Source organism: Martelella mangrovi (genome assembly GCF_040545495.1).
GTDB lineage: Bacteria > Pseudomonadota > Alphaproteobacteria > Rhizobiales > Rhizobiaceae > Martelella > Martelella mangrovi.
The window spans coordinates 1-22,354 of sequence record NZ_JBEPLY010000023.1 but is presented as its reverse complement, the minus strand read 5'-3'; the positions used below and the strand labels follow the sequence as shown (position 1 = coordinate 22,354).

Below are 22,354 nucleotides of genomic sequence, written 5' to 3'. Positions count from 1 at the left end.
AAGCCTTCCGGCCGCAGCACGAAAATGCGCTCGCCATTGACAATGCCGAGGGTAAAACCGAAACCGTCGTTGGACGGGATCGCCGCGACATCGCCAACACGGGCGCGCGAAATGTGGATTTCCGGCAGAACGCTGGCAACGAGGTCGGCAAGGTTGTCGAAACCGTCATTGCGCATCACCCGCAATGCGCCAACGCCGGTTGTGTACCGCCCGCGCCACGGGACAACGATATCCGCACCGATCAGCGCCTCGGAGAGACCGCCCACAAGCCCGGCGAAACAATCATTGTCGCCCCATGAAAACGGCGTCCTGCGCATGGCGTCGCAGGCCGCATCGAACCGGCCACGCCAGCCGTCCATTCTGACAAGCGGATTCATGTGTCCTGACCCCACGGAATGTCCCAATTCTCGACAACGCCGGAATAGCGGCCAAATTCATCGCCATCCCGCCGCTTCTGGCCCTCATGGGAGGATTTCAGAGGGTTTGTGCGCGCCAGCATGGCAATGGCCGACGAGATCAGATTGAGCGTGATAGCCCCTTCCTCGCCCGCCGCCGGCGTTTCCACCGGCTGACCATCGACAATGCCGAGAAAGGAAACCTCTGCCGGCCCCGCCGCCTGCCCTGTTTCGGGGTCGAGAAGCAGCTGATGCACTTCGACCGGCGCTAGACGGACATCCCAGCCACGCACGAGCTGCTGCACGGCCGGCGCGATCTGAGAGAATTTGATATCCACCGTCTGGATGGTCATGTCTGAAACCCGCGGGATTTCCGGAACCTCCAGATTGACCCCGCTGATATAGGTCCGCGTCACCACGGCCCCACTTTCGCCATCGATCACATCGATGCCGAGATCCTCGCCACCATTCCAGAACCCAAGCGAAACCGGCACGCCCGCGTCACGATCCCGCGCCGTCACATAGACCAGCGACCGCGCCACAAGTCCCCGCTCCCGCGCATTGACCAGCGCATCCATGAAGGATGCCGAAACCTTTTTCATCTCACACACCCCGCTTCTGGATGATTGAAAACGATATGCCGCGCACAATGTTGCCACTGGCACTGCCAGGCTTGTATGACTTTGGCACGATTACGCACGGGCAGGCAGGCTTCACCAGCGTGACCACATCCCCGGCACTGACAAGGGCCGGAAGCCGCGGGAACACATCGAACGCGCCCGTGGTCCCGCCAGCCGTGGCAACCACATTTTCCGAGACCTCGACAAAGGCGGTTTTACCGCTCGACGTGATCTGCAACTTGTCGCCAATCGACAGCTGATAGCCTGCCGGTAGGCCCGATAGCCCCAGCGAAAACCCGCTGACCGAAGCCACCGTCACCGAGGCGCCACCAAACTGGTTTCCGGACGGATCACGCCTCGGGCCGCAGATAAACGGATCGCGAAACAGGAACGGCTCCTGCGCGCCGCGTAGCCGATTTACCGAAGCCGAGATTTCCGCGGCCTGCGTCAGCAGAACCGGGCGGACGGAAACCTCGGCTTGCCAGAGCGGGGGCCCCAACTCCGCTTGCCAGTAGCCCCCCTCGCCCGTACCAGACAATTCATCATTGCGCTGGATATTCCACCGCATTGGCAAGAACGGCAGATGGTCGAAGAATTGAGAAAGAGACTGCATGGTGCTCACCGTCGATTCGGGTTGCGCTGGTGTTTCTGAATCAGAACAGGCAGTTCATGACGCGCGAACTGATCTAGCTGCCGTCGGACTTCCTGTCCGTTAGCGGCGGCATCCTCGGGCTTCGTCCCCTCCTGCATCGCAATGCTGATACCGCCGAAATTGATATTGTTGACAGTGCCACTGGCGGCCGCGCCCCTCGTATGAAGTGCAGCAGCGACGCGGTGATGCGGTATAACCTCGCCCCCGCGCGGCAGATTCAGGATCTCCGGGCCACGTTCGCCAACCAGCGCCATGCCGCCCTGGGTGAAGTTCGTGCCCGTGGCATGCGCCGGCAGAAAGCCACTGAGCAGGCCGCCACCGAACAGACCGCCAAGCGGCCCGTCGCCGAACAGCGCGGCCTGCGCTGCCGCCTCGATCAGTTTGTTGATCAGTGTATCGAGGGCAGCATTGCCCGTCTCAATCGCCGGCACCAACGCCATAAAGCTGTCGCGCGCCGTGTCGCGGAAGAAATCGGCAGTGTCGGCTGCGGCCTCCTGCTTGTCCTTCTGTTCCTCGATTGCAAGCGTCAGCTCCCGGATCGAGGCCTTTTCCGCATCGGTCGCTGCGGTTCCCGCGCGCCGCAGGTTCTCGAACACCTTTTTCTGGTCTGCCGTCATTTCGGACATCTGCAGTTCGTCCTGCAGCGCCTGAATGAGTTTTTCGACAGCCTCGCGCTCCCGATCAATCGCGGTAGAAGCAGAACCACCGCCGCCTTTACCGCCGGTCCGGCGCGATGTTTTACGCGCCGCCTTGGCATCAATCGTCTCCTGCGCCTTCTGCTTCAGAAGATCTTCAGTGTAATAGGCGCCGGCCGTCTCGTATTGCCCGCGCAGTGAATTGATTTCGCGTTCAAGGGCAAGCTGTTCCGTGGTCAGACTGTTCTGACGATCGATCTCCTGCGTGATGGCAGATGAAGCATCGAGCTGCTTGCGCAGTTCTTCATTATTTGCGTCGATTTCTTCCTGTGTCGCTCCCGGATTGACACGCCCGCCTTTCACCACGCCAAGATCACTGTCACCTGGCCTCATACTCGCCAGCGATCCCATCATCTCGCCGGCATCGCGGATATTCTCCATCTCGCGCGGGATTTTCATCAAGATGGCGGTAAATTCATCGATGCTCACCCAAAGGTCGCCCATAAGACTGGCAATATCGACGAGCGCACCTTTCACATTGGTGCCGATCACCAGCGCCATCGTTTCCCATGCCGCATTGATGTCATTGGCCTTACGCAGCAGTTCATCGTCCATGACGGCGCCCATATCACGGGCTTCCTGGCGGGCGTCGGCGATGCTCTGGACGGATTCATCCATTAACGACGAAAACTGTTCGGCAGCGGTTCCACCAAAGATTTCATCCAGAACCCGGATCTGTGCCGCCCGATCCAATAGCCTGATCTTCCCGATCAAGGTGTCGAACATCGCGGCAGGATCGCGCAGCATTCGTGTCAGATCGCGCGCGTTCACGCCAAGCCGTTTAAAGGACTCAGCAGCACTGCCACCGCCAGTCTTGACGAATTCATCAGCCCGAAGCTGCATTTCCTTCAGGCCATCAGTCAGGGCGTTAAGCTCGATCCGGCTCTTGACGGCCGCGTAACGCAGCTCCTGGAATACTTCAAAATCAACACCGGCCGTTTTGGCGGCCTTGCCGAGATCGGCCACGGCATTGACAGCCTTCTGGGTTTCGCTGACCATCACCCCGAGCCCGAGTGAGGCGGCAAGCCCCGCCGGACCGCCCCGCAATACCCCGAATATCCCGTCCAGCCCGCCGACCTTCTTCTTGATCGACATGAACGAACTGGCCGTATCATTGGCCGCGGTGCGCGCCTGCATCCTGATCCGGGTCATCGCCGTCTTGAACTCACGGTCATCCGCACCGATACGGACAGGAATATCCGGTCTGCTCATCTGCTGTCAGCCTTCTGACGAATGGATTTTTGCGGGCCATGGCTGGAAACGATCTCGCGGATCCGCGTGCGGCTGACAGGGGAAGCCTGTGAGGACTTGCCCGTTACGCCGGCAATGGCCATGGAAAGTTCCAAGGGTGTTGCAGCCCAGAACGTGGCTGGCGACCAGCCGAGACGCTCGGAAGCCACCGCCAGTTCGAACAGCGTCCTGACGTGATCGGCGATCAGGACGCTGTCTGAGGCTTTTTTCCTGTGACGGCCGCCTCCACGTCTTCCAGAGGCGACGATGTTTCGCGCAGTGCATTGCCCGCCTCGATATGGGCGGTCAGTGCCTGTTCGATACCGGTGCGCCAGTTCGCTTGGTCGGCGGCCGAGATATTCTTGCCCGACAGCACCCGGGCAGCGATAGCGGCCCGCGCGTCGTCATCATCGGCAACGGCAAGGCAGCGGATCGCGCAGGAAACCGCAAAGGGCTCGAAGCCGAGCAGGCGCTGATAGATCTCGTCCATCGTACGCGCGCCGATTGCCTGCGACAGGCGCATCAGGCCGGCAAAGGTGACGGCGACGACAAAGCTTTCACTGCCGATTGTGATCGCCGCCTCGCCGCGCAGTTCATTGGCGAATGCGCTCATCAGGCAGCCGCCGCAAAGGCGACGTCCCCGTCAAAGACGCCGGAAAGATCACAGGTCAGCTCACCTGTTTTATCACCTTGGAAGTTCGCCGAAAGCATAGTCATCAGCCCCTCGAACGTTCCGACAGAGGGCACCGTGACCTGATACTCTGCCCGCGCCTGCGCAAGAATATCGCTCAGCACCAGAGCCTGTGTCGCCGAGCTGACATAGGCTCCGGAACCCGACCAGCGAACCGACTGGACGCCGCCGATGGACGAATATTTCAGAACACCGCCCGGATTGTTGCAATTCGGTTTGGTGGTGTCGACTTCCTCATTGTTGATGTTGAGCGAGCGCTGCTCGACAACGCAGACGATATCAAATTCCTCTGTCGCGTCATTCTTGCGCTTGATGATCAGTTCGCGGCCAAGTGCCATGATCATGTTTCCTTGTTCGTTTCGGGATGTCATCTGTGTTTCAGTGCGCCGCCGTATCGGGATCGGCGGCGAGGGTCTTGTATTCCGCCACAAAGGTCAGCGCCCCAGCACCAAGCGCGATGCCGGTGGCGCGATCAACAAAGGCCCGGCTTTCCGAAAGCGTCATCTCAATTACCAGGCCATCGAGCTTGATCGCGTGCCCGAGCACGGTCTCGACCAGAACAGCAATCCGGTCGAACTCGATATCGGGTTCCTCGGCCTTGAAGTGCGCAATCACATCGATCGGCAGGCGCCGGTCGTAGCCATCCTCACCATTCGGCCCGGCGCATGGCCGGAGTTCAGCCGTTTCCTGATGTTCTGCCCAGGTGACGGTCAGCGCCGGAAGCAGGCTTTCGCGGATGGCGCTGGTGCGCGCCCGCTTGACCTTGCCGTCACCGGCAAACTCCGGAATTGCGGATAGCCGGGCGAGGATCGCATCGAAGATTTGGGTGCGGAGATGCGCCATCAGATATCGCCTCGCAGCCAGACTTTCAGCATGGCGCGGCCGTCATCGGTGACATTGCAGATGTCGTAGACCGTGCCGCCAATGGTGACGGTATCCCGCTCGCTTTCGAGGTCTTCAAGCCCGGTCGCAGGAACCGAAAGCACATGGGTGACGGCCTCGACATCCTGCCGGCCGAACGCATCGGCAAGCTCCAGCTCACGTTTCTGCCGGAGGATCCCGCGCACCGGATCCGGGAGAGCGATGCCGTCCACGGTGAACAGGCAATCGACATTGCCGAACGTGCCGGCGAAGGCCTCGCCCATGCCGGCAAAGATCGCCGGCCGTTCGATCCTCATGTCTGGTCCTTTGCCTTGTCGTCATCCTCGTCGGCCTGCAGTTTCTTCAACTCACCGGCCAACGTGGCATTGTCCTCGGAAAGCTGATCGCGTTCTTCGGTGACGGCCTTCAGCTTTTCGGTCAGTTCGGCAATGTCCTCGCTGCCATCGGTTTTGTCCGCCAGCGCATCGCGTTCTTTGGTCAGCGCCTCGACGCGATCGGCGAGCGTGTCCCGCTCTTCCGTCAGTGCGGCAATCCGCTTGTCGATCGTCGTGTCGGACGCCTTGCGCCACTTGCCGAACACGCTCTCGAGATTGTCGGCATCGGCTTCACTGAGCCCGTTCTTCGAGACCGGCACATCCTCACCCGGGGCATAGGTCTTGCCGCCGATCTTTACTGTCGTGTTGAACTTGCGTGTATTTGCCATTGTTTTTGCTCCATTATTGTCTGGTTTGGGTGGGCGACTTCCGTCGCCCGACCCTGATCAGCGAACAAGCGCAAACAGGCTGGCGTTCGGTTCCGGCGCGATCGGCAACGGGGCTGCCTGCGTCTGGAGGATGGTGCGCGAGGGGTTCTTCTCCCGCCACATGTCGGGGAAACGTTCCATCGGCACGAGCGCCTGGTCATCGAGAATGGCGCCATAGCCGAAGTGGCCCATGAACCCCTGCGGATCGAGAATGCCGACGCCATAGCTGGGCCAGAAATTGCTTTTAACACCGCCTGCAGTGTAGCCCTGCGAATACTGCAGGAAGGTAGTCTCGCCGACCTGACCGAGCACGGCCGAATACTTGCCCTCGGCGCCCGTCGACACCGGACCGAACTCCATGGAGCCGCTCGCCTGCCGGCGAATGTCGAGAAGCTTCTGGAAGCGTTCGGAGCGCTTCAGCAGCGTTGCCGCCCCCGGGCCGAGCGTCACCTCGCGGGCTGTAAAGCCATCGGTGATCGCCAGAAGATCGATCCAGTTTTCGATATCGTCGTAAGGATCGACGCCGCTCTCGCCCCAGCGGGCAGCACCCGAAAGCGCAATGGTGAGTTCGGGCGCGCGCTGGTAGTTGACCGTCTGGGTCGGGTAGTTCTCGCCCTCGACAATCACCCGACCTGTGCGCAGGACTTCCGAACACATCAGCTCCTCGCGCCGGGTGATGCGCATGTCCTGGTCATCGAGGATCTGGGCGATGTTTTGGGCATAGCGCTGTTCGGGCGAGACCGCACCGCCGGGTTGTTCGCCCGGCATGCGGATCAGATTGCCGGACGGGCGCAGCGTGTTCTGCGGCTTCACATAGGCCGGCTTCAGGCTGGTCGCGGTAAACCCGCGATTGGCCGCATCCTTTCCGGGCACGTCCGGATGGACGAACGGTGCGAGCTCGCGATCGGGCAGGATCCGATCGAAGACGATTTCCTCCTGTTCGGAGAGAACCGTTGTGGGGAAATAGCGGTTGCGCAGAAAGGCTTCCGGCCGATCGCGCGGCGGCAGAACCGTTACCAGTTCCGCCGTATTCAGAAGAAGTTCACTCATGGCATTGATTTCCTGTATCTTTCAGGGTTGGCGGATTGACTTAATCGAGCCTGCGCACGAAGAGTGCAGCACCCTTGCGGCGGAAAACCTGCTCGACGCTTGCAGCGTCATGACCGGCGCCGAAGGTGAGCTTTGCGGCGTCAACTGCCGCGCCAAAATAGGCTTGCGCTTCCACGTCGCCGCCCGAGGCATCGACATCAAAGGCAAGGATGCAGTCGGGATCTTGCGAGCCGTTATCCGAAGCGGCCAGCGACAGCGTATGCTTGCTGTCCGCCGTGATTTCTCCGAGCACCGCGCCACGCTTCAGGTCCTGTCCGCTGGCGATGGTGACAGTGCGGGTGACGACCTGAACGTCGCCGACGATCAGGTCATTGGGGGCAAAGCTTGCCGTTTCCATGGGTCTCACTCTCCGGTGTTGCGGCGGCCATGCCGCGCGTTGATGGCGCCGCCGACAGCTGCCAGCAGCGATTGACGTTCGGAAGCGGCAGAAGGTGCACCGCCGGCGCCGAGCTTCGGCGTCTTGCCCGCCATGCGATCGGCAAGGCGATTGCCGCCCGTTGACGCCGAAGGGGTTGAGGCATTCAGGATCGCGCTTGCCTCTTTGGCCGAGTAAGCCGTCGAGAACGCCAGATGACCGGCAAGCTCGGCATTGGCCGAAGCCTTCGGATGCGTCAGGATCGCCTGGATCCGGGAGCGTTCATCGGCGCGGGCCGAAGCGGTCGCCGAGACCGGCTTTTCGTCCTCGCCATCGGGATCATCACCGGGGGCGCCCTCGTCTTCGGCGTCCGGATCGGGATCATCCGCCTCGGCCTCGGGGTCCTTCTTCCCGTTTTCGAGCTCGTCTTCCGGGTTTTCCTTTTCCGGATCGTCTTCCATCCGGTTTCCGGCCCTGCCGCCGCGCATGGCAGCGAGCACGCTTGCGGACAGGCCGCGCGTGACATTCGACATATCGATTTCCTTTTGGTTGATCGTTTCAGGCCGCACGGCCCAGCTCAGCCCCGAAGGCAGCAAGCACCTGCGAGGGACGCGCAACGGCATCGGCAAGCCCGATCGAGACCGCCTTTGCGCCGCGATAGACGCCCGCCTCCGTGGCAAGCGCCTGCTCTTTCGAAAGCCGCCCGGCACGGAACCGGGCAACCGTCTCTGCGAATTCGACACGCAGCTCTTCCAGCTCGGAAAGCTCACGCGCCAGCACATCCTCGGGGATGGCCTCATAAGGATTGAGATCGGCCTTGTGCGCGCCGGCCTTCAGGATGGTGACATTCAGCCCCTCCTTCTTCAGCCAGCCGCTGACATCGACATGAACCGAGACAACACCGATCGAGCCGCAAAGACCGGTCGAGGGCAGCACGATCTGCCGGGCCGCCGAGGCCAGAAGGTAACCTGCCGAACAGGCGTGATCCGTCAAAACCGCGATCGTCGGTTTGACCTGCGACAGTTCGAAGATCTTTTCCGCACAATCGAAGGCGCCGGTGACCTCGCCGCCAAAACTGTCGACCTCGATAGCAACAGCCTTGATGCTGTCATCGGCGCGGCAGTCATCGGCCAGGATGCCGATCCCCTCATAGGAGGTCATGCCGCAGGACTTGCCGATCCAGCGCCCCTTGTTGACCAGCGAGCCCTCGATCTCGATCAGACCGATGCCATCCATCGGGCGTTCAACACCGCGATAGGTCCTCTCGCCCCAGTCATCGACGTCGGTTCTGATCTTCTCGCCGATCAGCCCCATCTGGCCCGCATCCCCGTCCGGCAGGCCGAGAACACGCGGGGCAAAAGCCCGGGCGATGGTGTCTGCCTTGGCAGGCTGCAGCATCAGCGGCGTGTTGAACATGCGGCTGGCGATTTCGGGATAGTTCATGGCTTCAGCCTTTCCTGCCGATTGCGGGGATACCGAGCGGATGACGCCGGGCGGAACGATTGCTGTTCCGGCCGTTGACGCCCTCCTCGATCTCCGTGTCCTGATCGGCTTCATCCAATGGCGGCCCGCCATCACGGCCGACCGTGTCGGTTTCCATTTCCGCCGGATGTTTCAGGCCGAGGTTTCGATAATACCGGGCCTCGCGGGCAAGCTGGTCGGCATCCATCTTCCAGTCCCGGCCCTGTTCGGCCGATTCCTGTTGCAGCGTCGTCAGCTTGCGATCGAGCCGTTCACCGGCAGCCTGCGCTTCTCTCAGCGGATCGATCCAGCCGCGGCCCGGGCCGATCCAGTCGGCGTGACACCATGCGGCGGGGTTTTCCTCAAACGAAACAGCGCCTTCCGGTAATTCGATAAGCCCCTTGTCAAAGACTTCCTCCAGCCAGGCCCGGTAGATCGGCGCCATGAACTGGGCGGCAAAACTGCTTTTCTTTGCGGTGAACCCGCGCCAGATTTCCAGAAGCGCTGCACGGGCCGAGGAATAGTTCACCTGGCTCCAGTCCATGGTCAGTTGCTCATAGGTCAGCCCAACGGCCGAGGCGACCTTGCGAAGCGCTGCATTGACGAACACCTCGAAGTTCGCATTCGGGTGTTCCGGTTTCGTCAGATTGGCCTTCTCGCCGGGTAGCAGCGTGTTGACACGAACGCCCGGCAAGCTGATCGGGGCGGCACCATAATAAGCCTTCTGGGCTTCCGACATCTCGCCATAGATCCTGCCCAGCGCACCCTCGCCGCCATCGGCATCGAGCGCTGCCATCATCTCTTCGGGATCAAACGGGGTTTCGATGAAGGCGGCCATGATCGCATTCAGCATCGCCGCCTGACTTTCAAAATCCTCGTAATCCGTCGATTGCTTGATGGAACGCATGATCGGCGCCCAGTCGGAAGCCCCCCGCGTCATGCCCGGTCGTTTCGGATCGAAGGCATGAACCACAACCGGGCGGCCCCATTCGGTCGACCGGCTGACATATTCCCAGGACCAGAGTTTGGTATTGCCGGCATAGACATCGCCGGGATGGCTCTTGCGGAAGTGATAGCCGACCGGTGCGCCATAGCCGTCAATGGCCACGCCGTCGCGCAGATATTCGCTGTCGAGCGTGCCCTTCGGGTTCGAACACCGGGCCGGATCAATCATATGCACCGCCGTGGAAAACAGCGGTGCATTCTCCTGCCATACGATGACGGCAAAGCTCTCGCCCTCCGGGCCGAAGCGATTGCGCGCGGCAAGGCCGAGAATGCCGGCCATGTTCTTCGTCCGCTCGGCGTCGCACCACATGTCGACGTCCTGCGTATAGTCCCGCCATAGCCCCTCGATCTGCGTGGCGATTGCCTCGGCCTGGTCAAAGGTGAGGTTCAGCGTCGTGTGGTTCGGCCGGGCCGCAAGCTTCCAGCCGGCGCCGATGATGTTGTCGACCAGCCGCGACGTGCCGGCAGCACCCCAGCCGTCATTGCGCGCTACATCATTCAGCCGATCGACCAGTGTCGACCGCGAGAAGGTGAGCGCCGACTGGCCGGAATAGTTGCCGGCCTTCCAACCGGCAAAGCTTGGATGATCGTAGGATGCACCCTGATAGGCCGCCCGCGTGACGGCCTCGCCCGACACGGACGCTGCCATTTGCCGGTTACGCGCCGCCTGCAGGCGAGCGGCATTGCGCACATCGGCGGCAAGCGGTCTGCTGTCTGGTCCGAGAATTTCCACTGTCATCCGAAGATCACTCCCCGCCCGCGCGGCCGCGATGACCGGCGAAGCCCGAGCTTTGTTTCGAGGTCGCGGATATAGGCGCGAAGCGATGACCGATCGGCGCCGGAATAGGTGACGCTCTCGCCATCATAGGAAAGCGTCACCGCGCTCTGGCCGATCTCCAGCCGGTGAAGCGCAAGCTTCGCCTCGCCGAGCCGGGTTTCCAGCGTCAGCCGTTCGTCTGTCGAAGGCATGATATCTGTCCTCTTGTTATCCCGGCCGGGTGCGTTGCGCGGCCCGCTCGGCCCGGCGCATCGCCGCCGCAACGCGGTCGGAAACGGGCGCGTCCGGTGAAGGCTTTGGCTTTTCTTCCGGCGTCTTGCCCGCATCGCTGACGGCCTTTATCGAAACAGCAAGGCTGCCGATCAGGTCCTCAAGATCGCCCTGTTCTTCCGGTTCCTGCCGGGCAAGCTCTTCTGCCCGCGCATCCCATTCCTCATCGGTCCAGTAAGGCACGTTGAGCCGGATGGCCGCAGCGCGCGACTGGTTGAGCATGTCGAGCACTTCGTTGCGCTGCCCGTCGGGCAGTTTCCAAACCCAGCGCGGATAGCCGTTGCGGTCCTTTTCCTTGATCCTAACCTCGGATGTGGCCTGCTGATAGAAATTGTCTCCGAGGCCGATGGCAAAGCTGATGAAGCCCGGTTGTTCGGGATCATCTTTCCGGAAGTCACGATAAAGCCCCATCTTCATCACCGAGGCGTTGAAGTTGAAGAACCGCGTCGACCATTTCTGTTTCTTCGGCCGGCCGCGCTTGTCGTATTCGCGCACCTGACTGAGGAGCGGTGCGGCATCGCGGTTATCACCGCGCACCATGATCACTTTCGAACGCGGATGGCGCCGGGCCCAGAACCAGACATCTTCGGTATAGGCATTGCCGTCGATTGCGACCCGATCGACATCACGCAAGCGTCCGTTCTCATCCGGCCAGCGTTTGGCAATCAGCCGGTCAAGCGCCTCCATGACCTGATGTTCCGAGATATGGCCCGAATGCTCGCGATAGCCCGGCAGGTGGCTACCTGCCCGGCTGTCGATCACGCCGTAATCGATGACCGCACTCGTCTTGTTGCGGCCCCAGCCCCTCAGCAGCCATTCGACACGATCGCCCTGGACGTCGATGCCGATCGTCAGCGCCAGCATGTCGCCCGGAACAACACCGCGTCGGAAACCGGTTTCCTCGGCCCGGTCGCGCAGGTCCTCCCAGGCAATCGCCTTGTTGTCGGCTTCATAGGCAAGACCCAGCGTATCGTTGAAGAACACCTGTTCGGCGCCGGCGCCCTTTTCCTTGTCATCCTCGCCGCCCGATTGGACCTTCAGCCATGCCCGGGCAATCGCCTCCCAGCTTTCCAGCGGCGAATACGGCACCCAGACATGGAACGAGCGATGATAACGCGCACGCTCCGGATATTTGGCCACCCATTCCGCACCATTCTCCGGATCGACCATCCACTGGCGATGATGCTCGTGGATCTCGCAACCGCAATGGACACAGACGAAGTGCGCCAGTTCGGGATGCTGCGGATCGATGTGATCACGCATATTCTCCCATTCGAGCGGCTGCAGCTCATGGCAGTGCGGGCACGGCACATGATAGCGCTCCTGCGTGCCGGCCAGATAATTGGCCGTGATCCGGCAGCCCGGTGCAATCAGCGGCGTCGAGATCTTGAAGACCTTGCGATTGAAGAAGGCCTTCGACCGGCTGTCGGCCTGGCTTTCCGGATCGCCCGCCTCGTTATAGACCCATTTGGCCAGGTCATCCTGCACCTGGGCGCGCGGCGAGATCATCGAAAGACCGGCTGCCGAATTGGCGCCGGCGGCCTGCACCGCGCCGCGCCCGTCGACGCGCTCTTTGTAAAGGATCGAATTGCCGCCATCGCGACCGGCTTCGGGAAACAGCGCCCGCACGGAAACCGTCTCGCGCAGCAGCGGCATCAGCTTTGTCTTCGACCAGCGCGAGGCGTTTTCCTCTGTCGGATGGACATAGAGGAAATCGCAGGGGTCGAGGTCAAGCGTGCCCAGCAGGAAGATATTGGCCAGCACCGTGCCGCCGACCTGCGCCGATTTCGAAAGCGTCACGATCGAGCACGGATCATCCGGCGACAACGCCCGCAGGATCTCGGAGAAGAACGGGAACATGTCTTCCCGGTACGGCCCCGGAAACGCAGAGATACGCTCGGAAAACACGATATTGCTCTTGGCCCAGCCAAGGTAATCGACCGGTGGCGGTGGTTCGCAGGCGTTTGCCAGAGCCTCGAACATCAGCCGCTCCGGATTGAACAGCATGGTCATTCGGCGCCCGCCTCTTCCTCGATCATCTCCGGCGTCTGGTCGCGATCCTCGCGGAAGGCTTCCGCCGCCTTCACCCGGACATCACGCCATTTGCGCGCCAGGACCTTCTGGATATCGCGCTGCGGCAGTGTGAAGGCTTCCGCCACGGCCGTTGCCAGATCCGGCAATCCCTGTTCCATCACCTTGAAGGCTTCCGACGAGGCCCGGCCGATCTCGCGGCGCACATCTTCGGTGCGGGTATAGATCCCGGCTTCCGCCTTTTCCTGCCGCTCCATCTGGGCGGTCTTGTATCGCTGCTGTTGCAGCCGCTCGCGGGCGAGCTGCTCGGCAAGGTCTTCCTCTTCAGGATCGTCTGCAGGCGAGCGCAGCGGCAATTCCGCCGCCGCGCTCGCCCGGCGCTCGGCACGCGGGAATTCAGCCTGTTTCTTGCTTGTCGCTGTAGGGGCTTTTCCGTTGGCGCCGTACCCTTGGGAGGGATCGATGGTGAGACCGAGCTGGCCGATGGCGACATCGGGGCGAATGCGGGCAAAACGCCCCTCACCCTCAATCGCCCTGCCATGGATCTGGCCGGCGCTCAGATATTGCGAGACGCGGCCCGCAGATACCGAGATCAGGGCCGCAAATTCGGCCTTGCTCATGCTGTCCGGCATGGTTTCCATGGTGGCTAAACACGTCCCTGACTTTAATTTAGGCTTGGACTTTAGGCTTGAGTTTCGGGCTCAGACTGACGAACCCGCGCGGTGCCAAATACCCGCATGGCAAAGGGACCCAGGAAGGACCCGTCGCAATTTTGAATGTGTTTGAGGTCAGGTCTTCGGAAAGACCTTTTTGAAGGCCCGGCGGAATGTCCGATCCTTCTTCTGCCGCACCAGATCGGCGACAATCTCATTGAGTTTCAGCCGCTCCGAATAGGACGTCATCCGCACGAACAGGATCACCGGATAGAACTCCCGTTCCGTACGCCCGGAAAACCAGACCCCCGGGAACAGGTCCGAACGCCCTTCCGGCACGAAAAACTGGTTGGGCTTGGCGCGGCGCTTCCGCCGTTTCGAGCCGCTGGCAACCCTCGTTGCTCCAGCTCCGCGATAGTCAATCCTCAGATCCCGCATCACGCGGTTCAAGAACCCTTGCGTCATGTTGCCGTAGCGGTCGAGCGGTGTCCGATCCGCCGGCACGGCGACCTGATTTCGGGCCATCAGTCCCCGCCCGATCAGCTGTTCCTCGAACGACTTGTGCCGGCGCATACCGCCATGGATTTCCGGGCCAAGATAGGCCGCCGCCGGAAGTCCGCCCTTGCGCCCCGATCCACCAACAACAACCGCTGAAACCCGATTGCTCTCGCTCGCCTTGTCATAGACGATCCCGCGAATGGCCCGCGCGGTAGGACGGTCGAACACGACTTTCATCTTTGCCCGCACCGCCCGCATCCCGTCATAGGCCAGCCAGTTCAGCGCCAGCGCTTCCGCCTTCGGCAGTTCACGGCGCTGCACCGACGTCAGCTTTGCCTCAAAGCGCGTCAGGTCGATGTCGATATGGGCAGAAAGCATGGAAAAACCCTTCTGTCCTAAGACGCACAAAAGGGCGGACCGCTTTCACGATCCGCCCTTGAAGGTCGCCAGCCGCGTTGCCGCTGCAGCCAGCCAATGTCCAATCGCGACCGTCGGCAACCGCGCTCTGGTGTATTCAGTCTGTCATGAAAACATAGCTTACGCACTGGCCCTGAATCGCGTTTGCCTATCGGCTGTCGTCAGGGCTGGGGGCGAAGCGCTTGCCGTGATCGCCCCCTCCGGGGGTCAGCCGCCAGAAGCAGCAACGGTAGCGTATGATACGACGCCTTGTCCGCTGACAAATAACTCACAGCTTTTCGACAAATGCAAGTGGTATCGGAATATCCAGCTTTCCGGCGAACATCGTCGCTTTGATCACGGCGAGCCTCTTGCGCGTATCTACAGACCGGACATGTGCACGGATACCTTCAAACGGACCACACATGACCTCGACGAAATCCCCCTTTGAAACCTCGCATAATTCCTCATTTTCTTCATCAGAAATTTCGTTCAACTTTTTGAATTTCATGACAACATTGTTGTTAACGACATAGGGATCGCCATCCGCCATAAGCAGCACATGTCGAACGCCTGCCACACCGTTCAACCCCATCAGTGCCGCCGGACCGATGATGCAGCGCACCATCAGATATCCCGGCAAAAGCGGCCGCTCCCGCGTGATCCTTTCTTTCGTCCTGCTGTGAATAACGATCCGTTTTTCCATTGGCATCAGCGTTTCAACATCTGCATCTTCCAGCGAATCACGAACCGATTCCGCCTTCCGCCCGTCGATGGCAAGCACCAGCCACTGAGCCCGTTCTTCGCAGTCCCGCCAATGCCGCCGAGTGGCCGCATCGATAAAATTTGCCCACATCGACCGCATTTTGGCCCAGCGGGCAAGCGCCGCCTGTTCACGCTTCGATAGGTCGTCGATCCGTGCCGCCATCATGCCGCTGCCCCCGCATTCCCAATATCCCGCAACGCAGCCTCGAATGAGGCTATTGCCTCAGGCCCGCCCTTTGGAAAGAACACCACGCGCTGGTTTTCGGGATCCGGCACGAAAGGCATGTTCTGCGCGCTGTGCCACGCTTCCCATGCCTTCCACATGTCAGACCCGACGGGTACCGGCTCCATGCAGTCGCCAAGCGCACGCCAGCGCATGTCAGCGGCAAGAAACTTCCGTTTTTCCGCTGCCTCATGCAGCCGGTTCACTTCCGGAAAGCCATAAGCCGCCTGCCGTCTCTGCCGCTCCCGGATTTCGAAATCCTCGGGAAAAACCAGTGTTCCGTCTTCCCCGATCCCGATGCCGCGCGCTGTCACGTAGCGCTGTGCGGCGGAAAGCGATGTCCGCCCCAGAACGTCGAATGCAGCGCGAATTTTCGCCCGGAAGTCTTCCGCCTCGACCGTCACGGTCGGCCCGGCGAGCAGCAGCGCCATCCGCCATGCCCCCCAGACCTTGCCGAACGGCGCAGCCTTTGGCGTTTCGGTTTCCGCCGCCCGTGCGGCATCCTCACGCATCGTGCGAAGCCGGTCGCGATAGTGCCCAACCTCGCCATCTACCAGCTTTGCCATTTGCGCAGGCGTCGGCAGAAAGGTGGTGAACTTCTCGATCTTGCCGCGCGCCAGCTTCTGCGCAAGCCGGCTGATAGCCGCTTTCGGCTGCCCCTCAAGCGCAAAGCGATAGGCGGATTTGGCGTTGGCGGGGTCTAGCGATTCGGGAAAGCAGAACCCGCATTTGACCAGCCAGGCCATCATGTCGCCGATTTCCTCCGGCGTTGCCGGCCTCAGTTCGTCATTCAGCCGCGTAATCTCCTGCTGCAATGTCGATGGTTTTTCCGTGATCGCGTTCATCGTCGCCTCTCAGGTTACGGATTGCTCTTTCCTGCCTGTCTCGCATGCGTTCCCGTCCGCCGCTGACCGGCGGCGCGCGCGCCGGCGACGTTGCGGGTCTGTCGTTCCATCGGTCCTGGTTCAGCCATGTCGAAAGATTGCACCACGGCCTGTCGTCTTGTTTGGCGACGTATCGGTTCAGTCCGGCCATGATCGTGTCGCGCTCGGCACGCTGCCGGGCCGAGCACCACGCTTTCAGCGCAGCGGGTTTCGCCACCTTGTGCGGATAGATCGGCCACACATCGCGGTCGAATTCATCGACAAGACCGGACACGTCACCGCGTTTCCGCCTGTCCTTGCCGTCATCCCCGAAAAGGCGAGTATCCGCCTCGGGGGGATTTTTCTTTTGACCCCCTTTAGGGGGGTTTTCTTTAAGGGGGGTCTTTTTCTGAAAGGGGGTGCAGGGGGAAATCTCTTTTTGCCCCTCGTCTGAAACCGTCTTAAACGTCTTAATATCGTCTGAAACCGTCTTATTAAGACGCTTTTCAGACGCCTTTTTGCGCTCGTAATAGCGCCGGTTGCGCGCCCGGCGGGCATCATCGTCGCCGTCATCGGGCGTGATTTCCGGCCCGCGTTCGGCCAAAGCCGCCGCCGTCCGACCGATCAGATCGGGATCGACCCCGCCGCGCACCATATCGGCTATGAGCGTGGCAATATCGCTCATGTCCACGCCTCCGTCGTCGCACATTTTCGTGCATTATTATGCACTTTTTCTCTTGCAAAGCCTGCGCAAAAAGTGCAAATATATACACATCGAAGGGAGCAAATGCAATGGAACAGCAAACGGCAAAGATCATCAAACGTCTCACAAGTGACGGTTGGTATCTTTCCCGCAACGGTGCAAACCATGACATATACAGACACCCCGAAATCGAAGGCATCGTCACGGTGCCACGCCACCGGAAGGTGACGCCGGGCGTCTGGAAATCGATAGCGAAAAAGGCGGGTTGGCCGGAATAGGCCAGCCCCCACACCGGTTCCCGCATTTGCTCCGGTCGTTTTGAAAGGAAGAACAGAATGAACCGTTACCCTGCCCTGCTTGATGGCGAGACCGGCGCTTACGGCGTCGTTTTCCCTGACCTCGACGGTATTGTCGCCATGGGCGGCACCATTGACGAAGCCATGCTCAACGCCGAGGAAGCCCTGCGCGACGCGGCGATCGAAGCGGAAAAGGACGGAACGCCCCTTCCCGCGCCATCCGCGCCGGAAGCCGTTGCCGTTCCTGCCGGCGCCACGCTTGTTTCCGTGCCGCTGATACGGCTTTCCGGCAAGGCCGTGCGCGCCAACCTGACGCTGGATGAAGACGTGCTGGCCTTTATCGATGCCGAGTCGAAACGGCGCGGCATGACCCGCACATCCTATGTCAATTGGATGACCCGGCGCGTGGCCCAGCTTGGCGGCTGATGGTTGTATCATTCCGCAGCCTCCAGTCTCGCCCTCGCGTCAACCGGATCGGCCGTTTTGGCAACCGCCAGATGCCCGCAATTTGCCGCCACCAGCGCCGCGGCAACGGGCGGGCAGACGGAATTGCCGCAGGCGGATACCTGCTGCGATTTGGTGAAGCGGTGGCCATCCGGGCCGCGCTCAATCTCATAGTCTTCCGGAAAGCCCTGTGCGTTGAACAATTCGCGCGGGGACAGCATGCGCATACCGATATCGACCACGACAAAGGCCACGCCGCCGATTTCCAGCGTCACAAATTCGCGGTCATCCCAAAACCCATGTCTGCGCAGGAACGCGGCCACCTGCCGCGCCCTGTCCACCTGCGCCTCGGTAAAGGGCGGCGCGTCGATCGTGGCCTGGACATGGCCGAACCTCGGCAAGCCCGTGACTGTATGCAGCGGCTCCCGGTATGATGCGCCCGTCCCCGTGCCGAAATACTTGGCGCAATAGGCCGCGACCGCACCCTGCTGTGCACCGGTCGCCGTCACCGTCGACAATGGTACGCATGCCGAACGCCCGGGATTAACCCCTCCGGCACGGCGGCTGTCGTTGTTGTGCTGCGCCACAAAGGCGGCGGCTACAGCATGTTTCACACCACCCGCCACAACCGTGCCTAGCGGCCTGCCGATATCGAGCGCGCGCGGCTCCTGCCCGGCCCGCTCTCCATAGCCGGTCTGAACCAGCGTTGGCACCAAAATGGCGTTCTGGTCTTTCGGACTGGCGCAGATCGTATGATGCGGCATCGTGACGGGCCGCGCCCCGCCGCCCTGCTGGGCATAGGTCAGCACCGGCGCAATCACCGCCGAATGCCCACCGCCCGCCAACACTGTCGGATGCGGCGCGGTCACGGCGCTGTCCCGTCGCGCCGAACCTTTCAAGCTTACCAGGTGCGGGGAGATCAGCGCCGACTTGTTCACGCCTGCCGTCACCGTGGCAGAGGGCGCGGTCACGGCATGGCCGACCGAGGCACCGAATTGGCGCGACACAAAGGCGGAGACCAGCGAAAGCCCAGCCCCGCCCGCCGTGATCGTATGCGTTGGTTCATCGGCCCCGTTGAAGGGCTTTCCGGCATTGCGCATGGTCATGACATGCGGCGCTACCACGGCTTTCTCGCCGCGATGGGCACCGGTGATCGTGCGGAATGGCGCGGGTACCGCCTCGCACCGGCCGCCATGCGTAAGGTTCACCAGAAACGGCGCATCGGCCTCCAGCACATAGCGGGCAAAGCCGCGCGCAATCCGTGCCTCGGTGTTGTCCGCCAACGGCCGCTTCGCGCCCACGCCGTGCTTTGCCTTGATTTCCGCAGCCGTTTCGAAAATCGAAGGGCATGGCAACGACCAGTCAATAATCTCCGCAGCCGTGCGCCAAATCAGCTTCTGCTCGAAATAAACACCCGCGTCATCCGGCTCCCCGTGGGTTTCCTCCGGCCATACGATCGGCTTGCCATCGAAACGGATAATCACGAACAGCCGGTTGCGGATAGTTGGCGCACCATAGCGGAACGCCCGCAGCTCCCGCATCTCCAGCTTGCCGCCAAGCCGCTTGAGCCGCCTGCACCACTTCTGGAAGGTCTCACCCTTGCGCGCCGGATCCGGCACCTCGCCCTTGTCGGTGCGGATCAACGGCCCCCATGTGGAAAATTCCTCGACATTCTCCATGATGATCACGTCGATCTTGCCGCCGGAGGCCTGAATGCGCTCAACCCAGAACGGAATGACATGGGCGAGATCACGGATATTCCGCTCCACCGGCTTGCCGCCTTTGGCCTTGGAAAAATGCTTGCAGTCGGGCGAGAACCAGGCAAGCCCGACATGCTGGCCCGCTACGTAGTCCAGCGGGTCGACATGATAGATATTTTCCGAAAGGTGCAGCGTGTCCGGATGATTGGCCTCATGCATGGCAAGCGCCACCGGGTTGTGGTTGATCGCGATATCCGGCGAGCGCCCCAGCGCCATTTCAATGCCGGTCGAGGCACCGCCGCCACCGGCAAAGCTGTCGATGATCCAAGGCAGGCCATGCCCGCCCAATCCCGCCTGTCGGCTGATACCGATGTCGAGGTCAAAAAGCGTGTCTCTCAGCATCCCACCCCCTCCAATTCCCGCAAAATCCGGCAGACGTCCGCCTCATCGAGGTGGCAGAGCGCCGCTATCTCGTAGGTCGAGTGCCGGCCGGTGTCCCAAAGTTCGCCAATGCGCGCGCGCACAGCTTTTGACGCCAGCCCCTGGCGCTGATCCTCGACGGTCATATTCTGAAGGCGGCTCATGCCTCACCGCCTTCCGCCCTCACCAGGCGGTAGCCGACGCCGTGACGGCTCTCTATGCGATAGCCATTGCCCTCCAGCTTTCGCCGCAGCTTGTGAATGTAGACGGACACGATGTTGTAATCTGAGCCGCCATCCGGCTTGTCGCTGTAAAGCGCCATGAGGATCGCTTCAGTGCTGGCAGCCTCATGGCGCCGCAACACGCTGTAAATGCGAAATTCGGTCGGCGTCAGGCCCAGCGCCATCGCCTCTTTCGTATCTTCCAGTCCGCGAAGGGCGGCTTCCAGATTGTCGGCGCGGGCCTTCTGGATGTCGTGATCCAGCTTCAGCCGTCGAAATGCCGCTGCAGAAACAACAGCGCCCATCATGCCGCCCTCTCTTCCGCAGTCCGGTACATCAGCATGCAGTGCGCGGCGCAGTATGGTTTTCCCGCCTTGACCGGCAGGCCGCAGCAGGGCGGGTTAGCTACCGGCGGATCATCCCGGTCGGTAAGCACCAGCCGGCAATCATTGCGTCCGAGCGCATGCATCGCCACCGGTCGCGCACCGGGAATGGCAAGCGCGGCAAAGTCACCCGGCTTTCTGTCGGCAGAGACCTTCGCCAGTGCTTTCGCCTTTTCCGCTTCGGCCAGTTCGGCGGCACGCTTGCGCTCCTGCGCCACACGTTCGGCTTCCCGCACCGCCCGTTGAGCTGCCTTTTCTTGCGCCCGCCGCTGCCGTTCGGCCTCGTTCGCCATCCGGCGCGTCATGTATTGATCATCGGCATTGCGCTTGCGAAACCGGTCGCGATGGCGGTTGGCAATACCAGCGACGGCGCTGCGGCCGCATCCCATAACATCGGCAATTTCGGCGTAGCTCAGACCGTCGACATAAAGCGCCGCCATGCGCGCGATGTCGTCTTCCGTCCATGGTTTGCCGGTCATTCATCGCCCTCCCGGTCGAGGCCGAGCGAAAGCTGCATGCCGAGCGTAACCATGTAGGTCTCGAGGATACTTTCCTCCTCAAGGCGTTCCTGCTGATCCTTCTTGCGCAGGGCGACGATCTTGCGCAGCGCCTTCGTGTCGAAACCGGTGGCCTTTGCCTCGGCATAGACATCCTTGATGTCGTCGCCGATCGTCTTTTTCTCTTCCTCCAGCCGCTCGATCCGCTCGACGATCGAACGCAGTTGATCGCGCGCCACAGCGGGCCCGCCGGCGCGCACCTTTGCGCGCGTCTCACGGTTCTCATCCGTGCGGCCGCCAATGGCCATCGGGTCAAAATCGCTCATCGCTGTCTCTCCGTTGTCATCGCGGAGCCAAACCGCGCCGGCGCACCGCCACGCTGCAATCGTTCGGCAGGCCGCCAGTCTTCCGCCCCTTCAATGGCTTCACGAATGGCCGCGTCCTGCGCATCTTCCAGCGCAGCGCGGCACGGATATTTCCCACCCGGATGGTCGCTCCAGCCGCACCGGCAAAACGACCATCCGCCCACGCAAACCAGCCTGCACTCCGCACGCGGTTGAAAATCCGAAATGTCTGTGGAACGGGTCATCGCTCAGTCCTTCCGAACCACGCGAAGCCCGGCTGCTTCACCGCCATGGGCTTTCACCGCCGCACAGGCCTGCCGCACGCTGGCCAGAGAAACTTCCTGCTGGGCGGCAAGCCGATCGACCGTCGTCGCTTCCGTCGGCGTGAAATCGCCGTCGGAAATGGCCACGGCAAAGGCATTGAAAAGCTCAGCCCCTTGCCGCTGGTTTTCGGCAAAAGCCTGCATCAGCGAAACGGCCGCCGCCTTGTCGGCGTCGGGGTCCGTCAGCCGCCGCCCACCGGCTTCCGCCATCACGGCGGTCACCAGCGCCACGCCGCAATCCGCTTCCAGCGTAACGGCGGCAATGATGGGCATGATCTCCGGGTCCGTCGGGCTGTTCCAGCGGCCCACCTGGCTCTTGGAAAAATCCACCTTGGCAGCGGTGCGCTCAATTCCGCCGGCGCGGGCAATCAGGTCGCGCTGCGCAGCCTTGAGGCGGTGATGGAATGCATCAGAAAGGCTCATGGCTCTCCCCTTCATGGGCTGCGCGGCAACATTGACGGGCGCAGCAAAACGCAAAAAAATCCCGCACCGGGAAAACCCGGCGGCGTTTCCCGTGGCGGGAAATCAGGCGGAAAATTAGGTTTCAATCAGCGCCGGAAGTGCCCGGCGCGATCGAGAACTAGGGAGGCCACAATGGCCGCAGGCAGGAGAAATGTCAACGGCGGTGTAAAAACCGGCCGCGGGGCGGAGCAAAAGTCGGCCACTTTGGACGCAGGCATGAGGGCCGCGGGAGGGCGTAGCCCGAGC

Annotated in this window: 31 protein-coding genes; 2 read left to right on the top strand and 29 right to left on the bottom strand. The window is 61.7% G+C overall.

Going from position 1 to position 22,354, the window contains the following annotated elements:
* The 22 genes from ABID12_RS20600 to ABID12_RS20495 form a co-directional block, all read right to left on the bottom strand.
* The coding region (locus tag ABID12_RS20600; RefSeq protein WP_354435931.1) for a DUF6950 family protein at window positions 1-377 on the bottom strand (377 nt) is incomplete at its 3' end.
* On the bottom strand, window positions 374-997 hold the full coding sequence (locus ABID12_RS20595; protein ID WP_354435930.1) for a hypothetical protein: 624 nt from the start codon (window positions 995-997) through the stop codon (window positions 374-376). The genes ABID12_RS20595 and ABID12_RS20600, both read right to left, overlap by 4 nt.
* Window position 998: 1 nt before the next feature.
* Window positions 999-1,628: a hypothetical protein gene (locus ABID12_RS20590; protein ID WP_354435929.1), complete on the bottom strand. Its 630-nt coding sequence runs from the start codon at window positions 1,626-1,628 to the stop codon at window positions 999-1,001.
* Between the two features lie 5 nt (window positions 1,629-1,633).
* A complete protein-coding gene (locus tag ABID12_RS20585) occupies window positions 1,634-3,514 on the bottom strand; it encodes a coiled-coil domain-containing protein (protein ID WP_354435928.1) in 1,881 nt (626 codons plus the stop codon).
* Between the two features lie 56 nt (window positions 3,515-3,570).
* Window positions 3,571-3,708 (bottom strand): hypothetical protein, encoded by a 138-nt coding sequence (locus ABID12_RS20580; RefSeq protein ID WP_354435932.1) that lies wholly within the window; start codon window positions 3,706-3,708, stop codon window positions 3,571-3,573.
* A gap of 89 nt (window positions 3,709-3,797) precedes the next feature.
* Window positions 3,798-4,205 (bottom strand): hypothetical protein, encoded by a 408-nt coding sequence (locus ABID12_RS20575; protein ID WP_354435927.1) that lies wholly within the window; start codon window positions 4,203-4,205, stop codon window positions 3,798-3,800.
* Window positions 4,205-4,621 (bottom strand): phage tail tube protein, encoded by a 417-nt coding sequence (locus ABID12_RS20570; RefSeq protein WP_319520197.1) that lies wholly within the window; start codon window positions 4,619-4,621, stop codon window positions 4,205-4,207. Before ABID12_RS20570 ends, ABID12_RS20575 begins: the two co-directional genes overlap by 1 nt.
* 40 nt (window positions 4,622-4,661) lie before the next feature.
* A complete protein-coding gene (locus ABID12_RS20565; protein ID WP_354435926.1) occupies window positions 4,662-5,126 on the bottom strand; it encodes a hypothetical protein in 465 nt (154 codons plus the stop codon).
* On the bottom strand, window positions 5,126-5,461 hold the full coding sequence (locus ABID12_RS20560) for a head-tail joining protein (RefSeq protein WP_354435925.1): 336 nt from the start codon (window positions 5,459-5,461) through the stop codon (window positions 5,126-5,128). Before ABID12_RS20560 ends, ABID12_RS20565 begins: the two co-directional genes overlap by 1 nt.
* Window positions 5,458-5,868: a hypothetical protein gene (locus ABID12_RS20555; protein ID WP_354435924.1), complete on the bottom strand. Its 411-nt coding sequence runs from the start codon at window positions 5,866-5,868 to the stop codon at window positions 5,458-5,460. The genes ABID12_RS20560 and ABID12_RS20555 overlap by 4 nt, the downstream gene beginning before the upstream one ends.
* A gap of 57 nt (window positions 5,869-5,925) precedes the next feature.
* Window positions 5,926-6,957, bottom strand: a complete 1,032-nt coding sequence (locus ABID12_RS20550) for a major capsid protein (RefSeq protein WP_106305689.1) — start codon at window positions 6,955-6,957, stop codon at window positions 5,926-5,928.
* 40 nt (window positions 6,958-6,997) lie between these two features.
* Entirely contained in the window at window positions 6,998-7,354 is a 357-nt protein-coding gene (locus tag ABID12_RS20545; RefSeq protein WP_354435923.1) for a head decoration protein, read from the bottom strand.
* Window positions 7,355-7,359: 5 nt separating this feature from the next.
* A complete protein-coding gene (locus ABID12_RS20540; RefSeq protein ID WP_354435922.1) occupies window positions 7,360-7,905 on the bottom strand; it encodes a hypothetical protein in 546 nt (181 codons plus the stop codon).
* Window positions 7,906-7,930: 25 nt separating this feature from the next.
* Complete coding sequence (locus ABID12_RS20535; protein WP_227023631.1) at window positions 7,931-8,815, bottom strand: S49 family peptidase; 885 nt, start codon at window positions 8,813-8,815, stop codon at window positions 7,931-7,933.
* Between the two features lie 4 nt (window positions 8,816-8,819).
* Window positions 8,820-10,577, bottom strand: a complete 1,758-nt coding sequence (locus ABID12_RS20530) for a phage portal protein (protein ID WP_354435921.1) — start codon at window positions 10,575-10,577, stop codon at window positions 8,820-8,822.
* Window positions 10,574-10,807, bottom strand: a complete 234-nt coding sequence (gene gpW / locus ABID12_RS20525) for a gpW family head-tail joining protein (protein WP_319520205.1) — start codon at window positions 10,805-10,807, stop codon at window positions 10,574-10,576. The genes ABID12_RS20530 and gpW overlap by 4 nt, the downstream gene beginning before the upstream one ends.
* Window positions 10,808-10,823: 16 nt before the next feature.
* On the bottom strand, window positions 10,824-12,899 hold the full coding sequence (locus ABID12_RS20520; protein ID WP_354435920.1) for a phage terminase large subunit family protein: 2,076 nt from the start codon (window positions 12,897-12,899) through the stop codon (window positions 10,824-10,826).
* Window positions 12,896-13,558: a hypothetical protein gene (locus tag ABID12_RS20515; RefSeq protein WP_354435919.1), complete on the bottom strand. Its 663-nt coding sequence runs from the start codon at window positions 13,556-13,558 to the stop codon at window positions 12,896-12,898. Before ABID12_RS20515 ends, ABID12_RS20520 begins: the two co-directional genes overlap by 4 nt.
* A gap of 147 nt (window positions 13,559-13,705) precedes the next feature.
* Entirely contained in the window at window positions 13,706-14,446 is a 741-nt protein-coding gene (locus ABID12_RS20510; protein ID WP_354435918.1) for a hypothetical protein, read from the bottom strand.
* A 307-nt stretch (window positions 14,447-14,753) separates the two neighbouring features.
* Window positions 14,754-15,392: a transcription termination/antitermination protein NusG gene (gene nusG / locus ABID12_RS20505; protein ID WP_354435917.1), complete on the bottom strand. Its 639-nt coding sequence runs from the start codon at window positions 15,390-15,392 to the stop codon at window positions 14,754-14,756.
* Window positions 15,392-16,297, bottom strand: coding sequence for a hypothetical protein (locus ABID12_RS20500; RefSeq protein ID WP_354435916.1), 906 nt, complete (start codon window positions 16,295-16,297; stop codon window positions 15,392-15,394). The genes nusG and ABID12_RS20500 overlap by 1 nt, the downstream gene beginning before the upstream one ends.
* A complete protein-coding gene (locus ABID12_RS20495) occupies window positions 16,239-16,919 on the bottom strand; it encodes an LvrA C-terminal domain-related protein (RefSeq protein ID WP_354435915.1) in 681 nt (226 codons plus the stop codon). Before ABID12_RS20495 ends, ABID12_RS20500 begins: the two co-directional genes overlap by 59 nt.
* 188 nt (window positions 16,920-17,107) lie before the next feature.
* On the opposite strand from ABID12_RS20495, the gene ABID12_RS20490 reads away from it, so the two are divergent.
* The gene (locus ABID12_RS20490; protein WP_354435914.1) at window positions 17,108-17,296 is read left to right on the top strand and encodes a type II toxin-antitoxin system HicA family toxin; all 189 of its coding nucleotides are present in this window, start codon (window positions 17,108-17,110) and stop codon (window positions 17,294-17,296) included.
* A 57-nt stretch (window positions 17,297-17,353) separates the two neighbouring features.
* Complete coding sequence (locus ABID12_RS20485) at window positions 17,354-17,740, top strand: type II toxin-antitoxin system HicB family antitoxin (protein WP_354435913.1); 387 nt, start codon at window positions 17,354-17,356, stop codon at window positions 17,738-17,740.
* Between the two features lie 8 nt (window positions 17,741-17,748).
* Here the strand turns inward: ABID12_RS20485 and ABID12_RS20480 are convergent, their stop codons facing one another.
* The 7 genes from ABID12_RS20480 to ABID12_RS20450 are packed head-to-tail and all read right to left on the bottom strand — an operon-like array spanning window position 17,749 to window position 22,069.
* A complete protein-coding gene (locus ABID12_RS20480) occupies window positions 17,749-19,860 on the bottom strand; it encodes a DNA cytosine methyltransferase (protein ID WP_354435912.1) in 2,112 nt (703 codons plus the stop codon).
* Window positions 19,854-20,042: a hypothetical protein gene (locus ABID12_RS20475; RefSeq protein WP_354435911.1), complete on the bottom strand. Its 189-nt coding sequence runs from the start codon at window positions 20,040-20,042 to the stop codon at window positions 19,854-19,856. Before ABID12_RS20475 ends, ABID12_RS20480 begins: the two co-directional genes overlap by 7 nt.
* Entirely contained in the window at window positions 20,039-20,407 is a 369-nt protein-coding gene (locus ABID12_RS20470; RefSeq protein WP_354435910.1) for a helix-turn-helix domain-containing protein, read from the bottom strand. The genes ABID12_RS20475 and ABID12_RS20470 overlap by 4 nt, the downstream gene beginning before the upstream one ends.
* Complete coding sequence (locus ABID12_RS20465) at window positions 20,404-20,961, bottom strand: GcrA family cell cycle regulator (protein WP_354435909.1); 558 nt, start codon at window positions 20,959-20,961, stop codon at window positions 20,404-20,406. The genes ABID12_RS20470 and ABID12_RS20465 overlap by 4 nt, the downstream gene beginning before the upstream one ends.
* Window positions 20,958-21,305 carry a DUF2312 domain-containing protein gene (locus ABID12_RS20460; RefSeq protein WP_354435908.1) on the bottom strand — a complete coding sequence of 116 codons (348 nt, stop codon included), beginning with the start codon at window positions 21,303-21,305 and terminating at the stop codon, window positions 20,958-20,960. Before ABID12_RS20460 ends, ABID12_RS20465 begins: the two co-directional genes overlap by 4 nt.
* Window positions 21,302-21,568, bottom strand: a complete 267-nt coding sequence (locus tag ABID12_RS20455) for a hypothetical protein (RefSeq protein WP_354435907.1) — start codon at window positions 21,566-21,568, stop codon at window positions 21,302-21,304. Before ABID12_RS20455 ends, ABID12_RS20460 begins: the two co-directional genes overlap by 4 nt.
* A gap of 3 nt (window positions 21,569-21,571) precedes the next feature.
* Entirely contained in the window at window positions 21,572-22,069 is a 498-nt protein-coding gene (locus tag ABID12_RS20450) for a hypothetical protein (RefSeq protein ID WP_354435906.1), read from the bottom strand.
* Window positions 22,070-22,354 lie beyond the last annotated feature (285 nt).

What these genes read in the sequence shown, in the direction of transcription:
- ABID12_RS20595 (WP_354435930.1), bottom strand. Translation starts at nt 997, where the DNA reads ATGAAAAAGGTTTCGGCATCCTTCATGGATGCGCTGGTCAATGCGCGG.
- ABID12_RS20575 (WP_354435927.1), bottom strand. Translation starts at nt 4,205, where the DNA reads ATGAGCGCATTCGCCAATGAACTGCGCGGCGAGGCGGCGATCACAATC.
- ABID12_RS20490 (WP_354435914.1), top strand. Translation starts at nt 17,108, where the DNA reads ATGGAACAGCAAACGGCAAAGATCATCAAACGTCTCACAAGTGACGGT.
- ABID12_RS20590 (WP_354435929.1), bottom strand. Translation starts at nt 1,628, where the DNA reads ATGCAGTCTCTTTCTCAATTCTTCGACCATCTGCCGTTCTTGCCAATG.
- gpW (WP_319520205.1), bottom strand. Translation starts at nt 10,807, where the DNA reads ATGCCTTCGACAGACGAACGGCTGACGCTGGAAACCCGGCTCGGCGAG.
- ABID12_RS20455 (WP_354435907.1), bottom strand. Translation starts at nt 21,568, where the DNA reads ATGACCCGTTCCACAGACATTTCGGATTTTCAACCGCGTGCGGAGTGC.
- ABID12_RS20460 (WP_354435908.1), bottom strand. Translation starts at nt 21,305, where the DNA reads ATGAGCGATTTTGACCCGATGGCCATTGGCGGCCGCACGGATGAGAAC.
- ABID12_RS20535 (WP_227023631.1), bottom strand. Translation starts at nt 8,815, where the DNA reads ATGAACTATCCCGAAATCGCCAGCCGCATGTTCAACACGCCGCTGATG.
- ABID12_RS20565 (WP_354435926.1), bottom strand. Translation starts at nt 5,126, where the DNA reads ATGGCGCATCTCCGCACCCAAATCTTCGATGCGATCCTCGCCCGGCTA.
- ABID12_RS20570 (WP_319520197.1), bottom strand. Translation starts at nt 4,621, where the DNA reads ATGGCACTTGGCCGCGAACTGATCATCAAGCGCAAGAATGACGCGACA.
- nusG (WP_354435917.1), bottom strand. Translation starts at nt 15,392, where the DNA reads ATGGCGGCACGGATCGACGACCTATCGAAGCGTGAACAGGCGGCGCTT.
- ABID12_RS20560 (WP_354435925.1), bottom strand. Translation starts at nt 5,461, where the DNA reads ATGAGGATCGAACGGCCGGCGATCTTTGCCGGCATGGGCGAGGCCTTC.
- ABID12_RS20510 (WP_354435918.1), bottom strand. Translation starts at nt 14,446, where the DNA reads ATGCTTTCTGCCCATATCGACATCGACCTGACGCGCTTTGAGGCAAAG.
- ABID12_RS20555 (WP_354435924.1), bottom strand. Translation starts at nt 5,868, where the DNA reads ATGGCAAATACACGCAAGTTCAACACGACAGTAAAGATCGGCGGCAAG.
- ABID12_RS20550 (WP_106305689.1), bottom strand. Translation starts at nt 6,957, where the DNA reads ATGAGTGAACTTCTTCTGAATACGGCGGAACTGGTAACGGTTCTGCCG.
- ABID12_RS20530 (WP_354435921.1), bottom strand. Translation starts at nt 10,577, where the DNA reads ATGACAGTGGAAATTCTCGGACCAGACAGCAGACCGCTTGCCGCCGAT.
- ABID12_RS20480 (WP_354435912.1), bottom strand. Translation starts at nt 19,860, where the DNA reads ATGCTGAGAGACACGCTTTTTGACCTCGACATCGGTATCAGCCGACAG.
- ABID12_RS20465 (WP_354435909.1), bottom strand. Translation starts at nt 20,961, where the DNA reads ATGACCGGCAAACCATGGACGGAAGACGACATCGCGCGCATGGCGGCG.
- ABID12_RS20450 (WP_354435906.1), bottom strand. Translation starts at nt 22,069, where the DNA reads ATGAGCCTTTCTGATGCATTCCATCACCGCCTCAAGGCTGCGCAGCGC.
- ABID12_RS20500 (WP_354435916.1), bottom strand. Translation starts at nt 16,297, where the DNA reads ATGAACGCGATCACGGAAAAACCATCGACATTGCAGCAGGAGATTACG.
- ABID12_RS20545 (WP_354435923.1), bottom strand. Translation starts at nt 7,354, where the DNA reads ATGGAAACGGCAAGCTTTGCCCCCAATGACCTGATCGTCGGCGACGTT.
- ABID12_RS20485 (WP_354435913.1), top strand. Translation starts at nt 17,354, where the DNA reads ATGAACCGTTACCCTGCCCTGCTTGATGGCGAGACCGGCGCTTACGGC.
- ABID12_RS20515 (WP_354435919.1), bottom strand. Translation starts at nt 13,558, where the DNA reads ATGGAAACCATGCCGGACAGCATGAGCAAGGCCGAATTTGCGGCCCTG.
- ABID12_RS20520 (WP_354435920.1), bottom strand. Translation starts at nt 12,899, where the DNA reads ATGACCATGCTGTTCAATCCGGAGCGGCTGATGTTCGAGGCTCTGGCA.
- ABID12_RS20585 (WP_354435928.1), bottom strand. Translation starts at nt 3,514, where the DNA reads ATGACCCGGATCAGGATGCAGGCGCGCACCGCGGCCAATGATACGGCC.
- ABID12_RS20475 (WP_354435911.1), bottom strand. Translation starts at nt 20,042, where the DNA reads ATGAGCCGCCTTCAGAATATGACCGTCGAGGATCAGCGCCAGGGGCTG.
- ABID12_RS20540 (WP_354435922.1), bottom strand. Translation starts at nt 7,905, where the DNA reads ATGTCGAATGTCACGCGCGGCCTGTCCGCAAGCGTGCTCGCTGCCATG.
- ABID12_RS20470 (WP_354435910.1), bottom strand. Translation starts at nt 20,407, where the DNA reads ATGATGGGCGCTGTTGTTTCTGCAGCGGCATTTCGACGGCTGAAGCTG.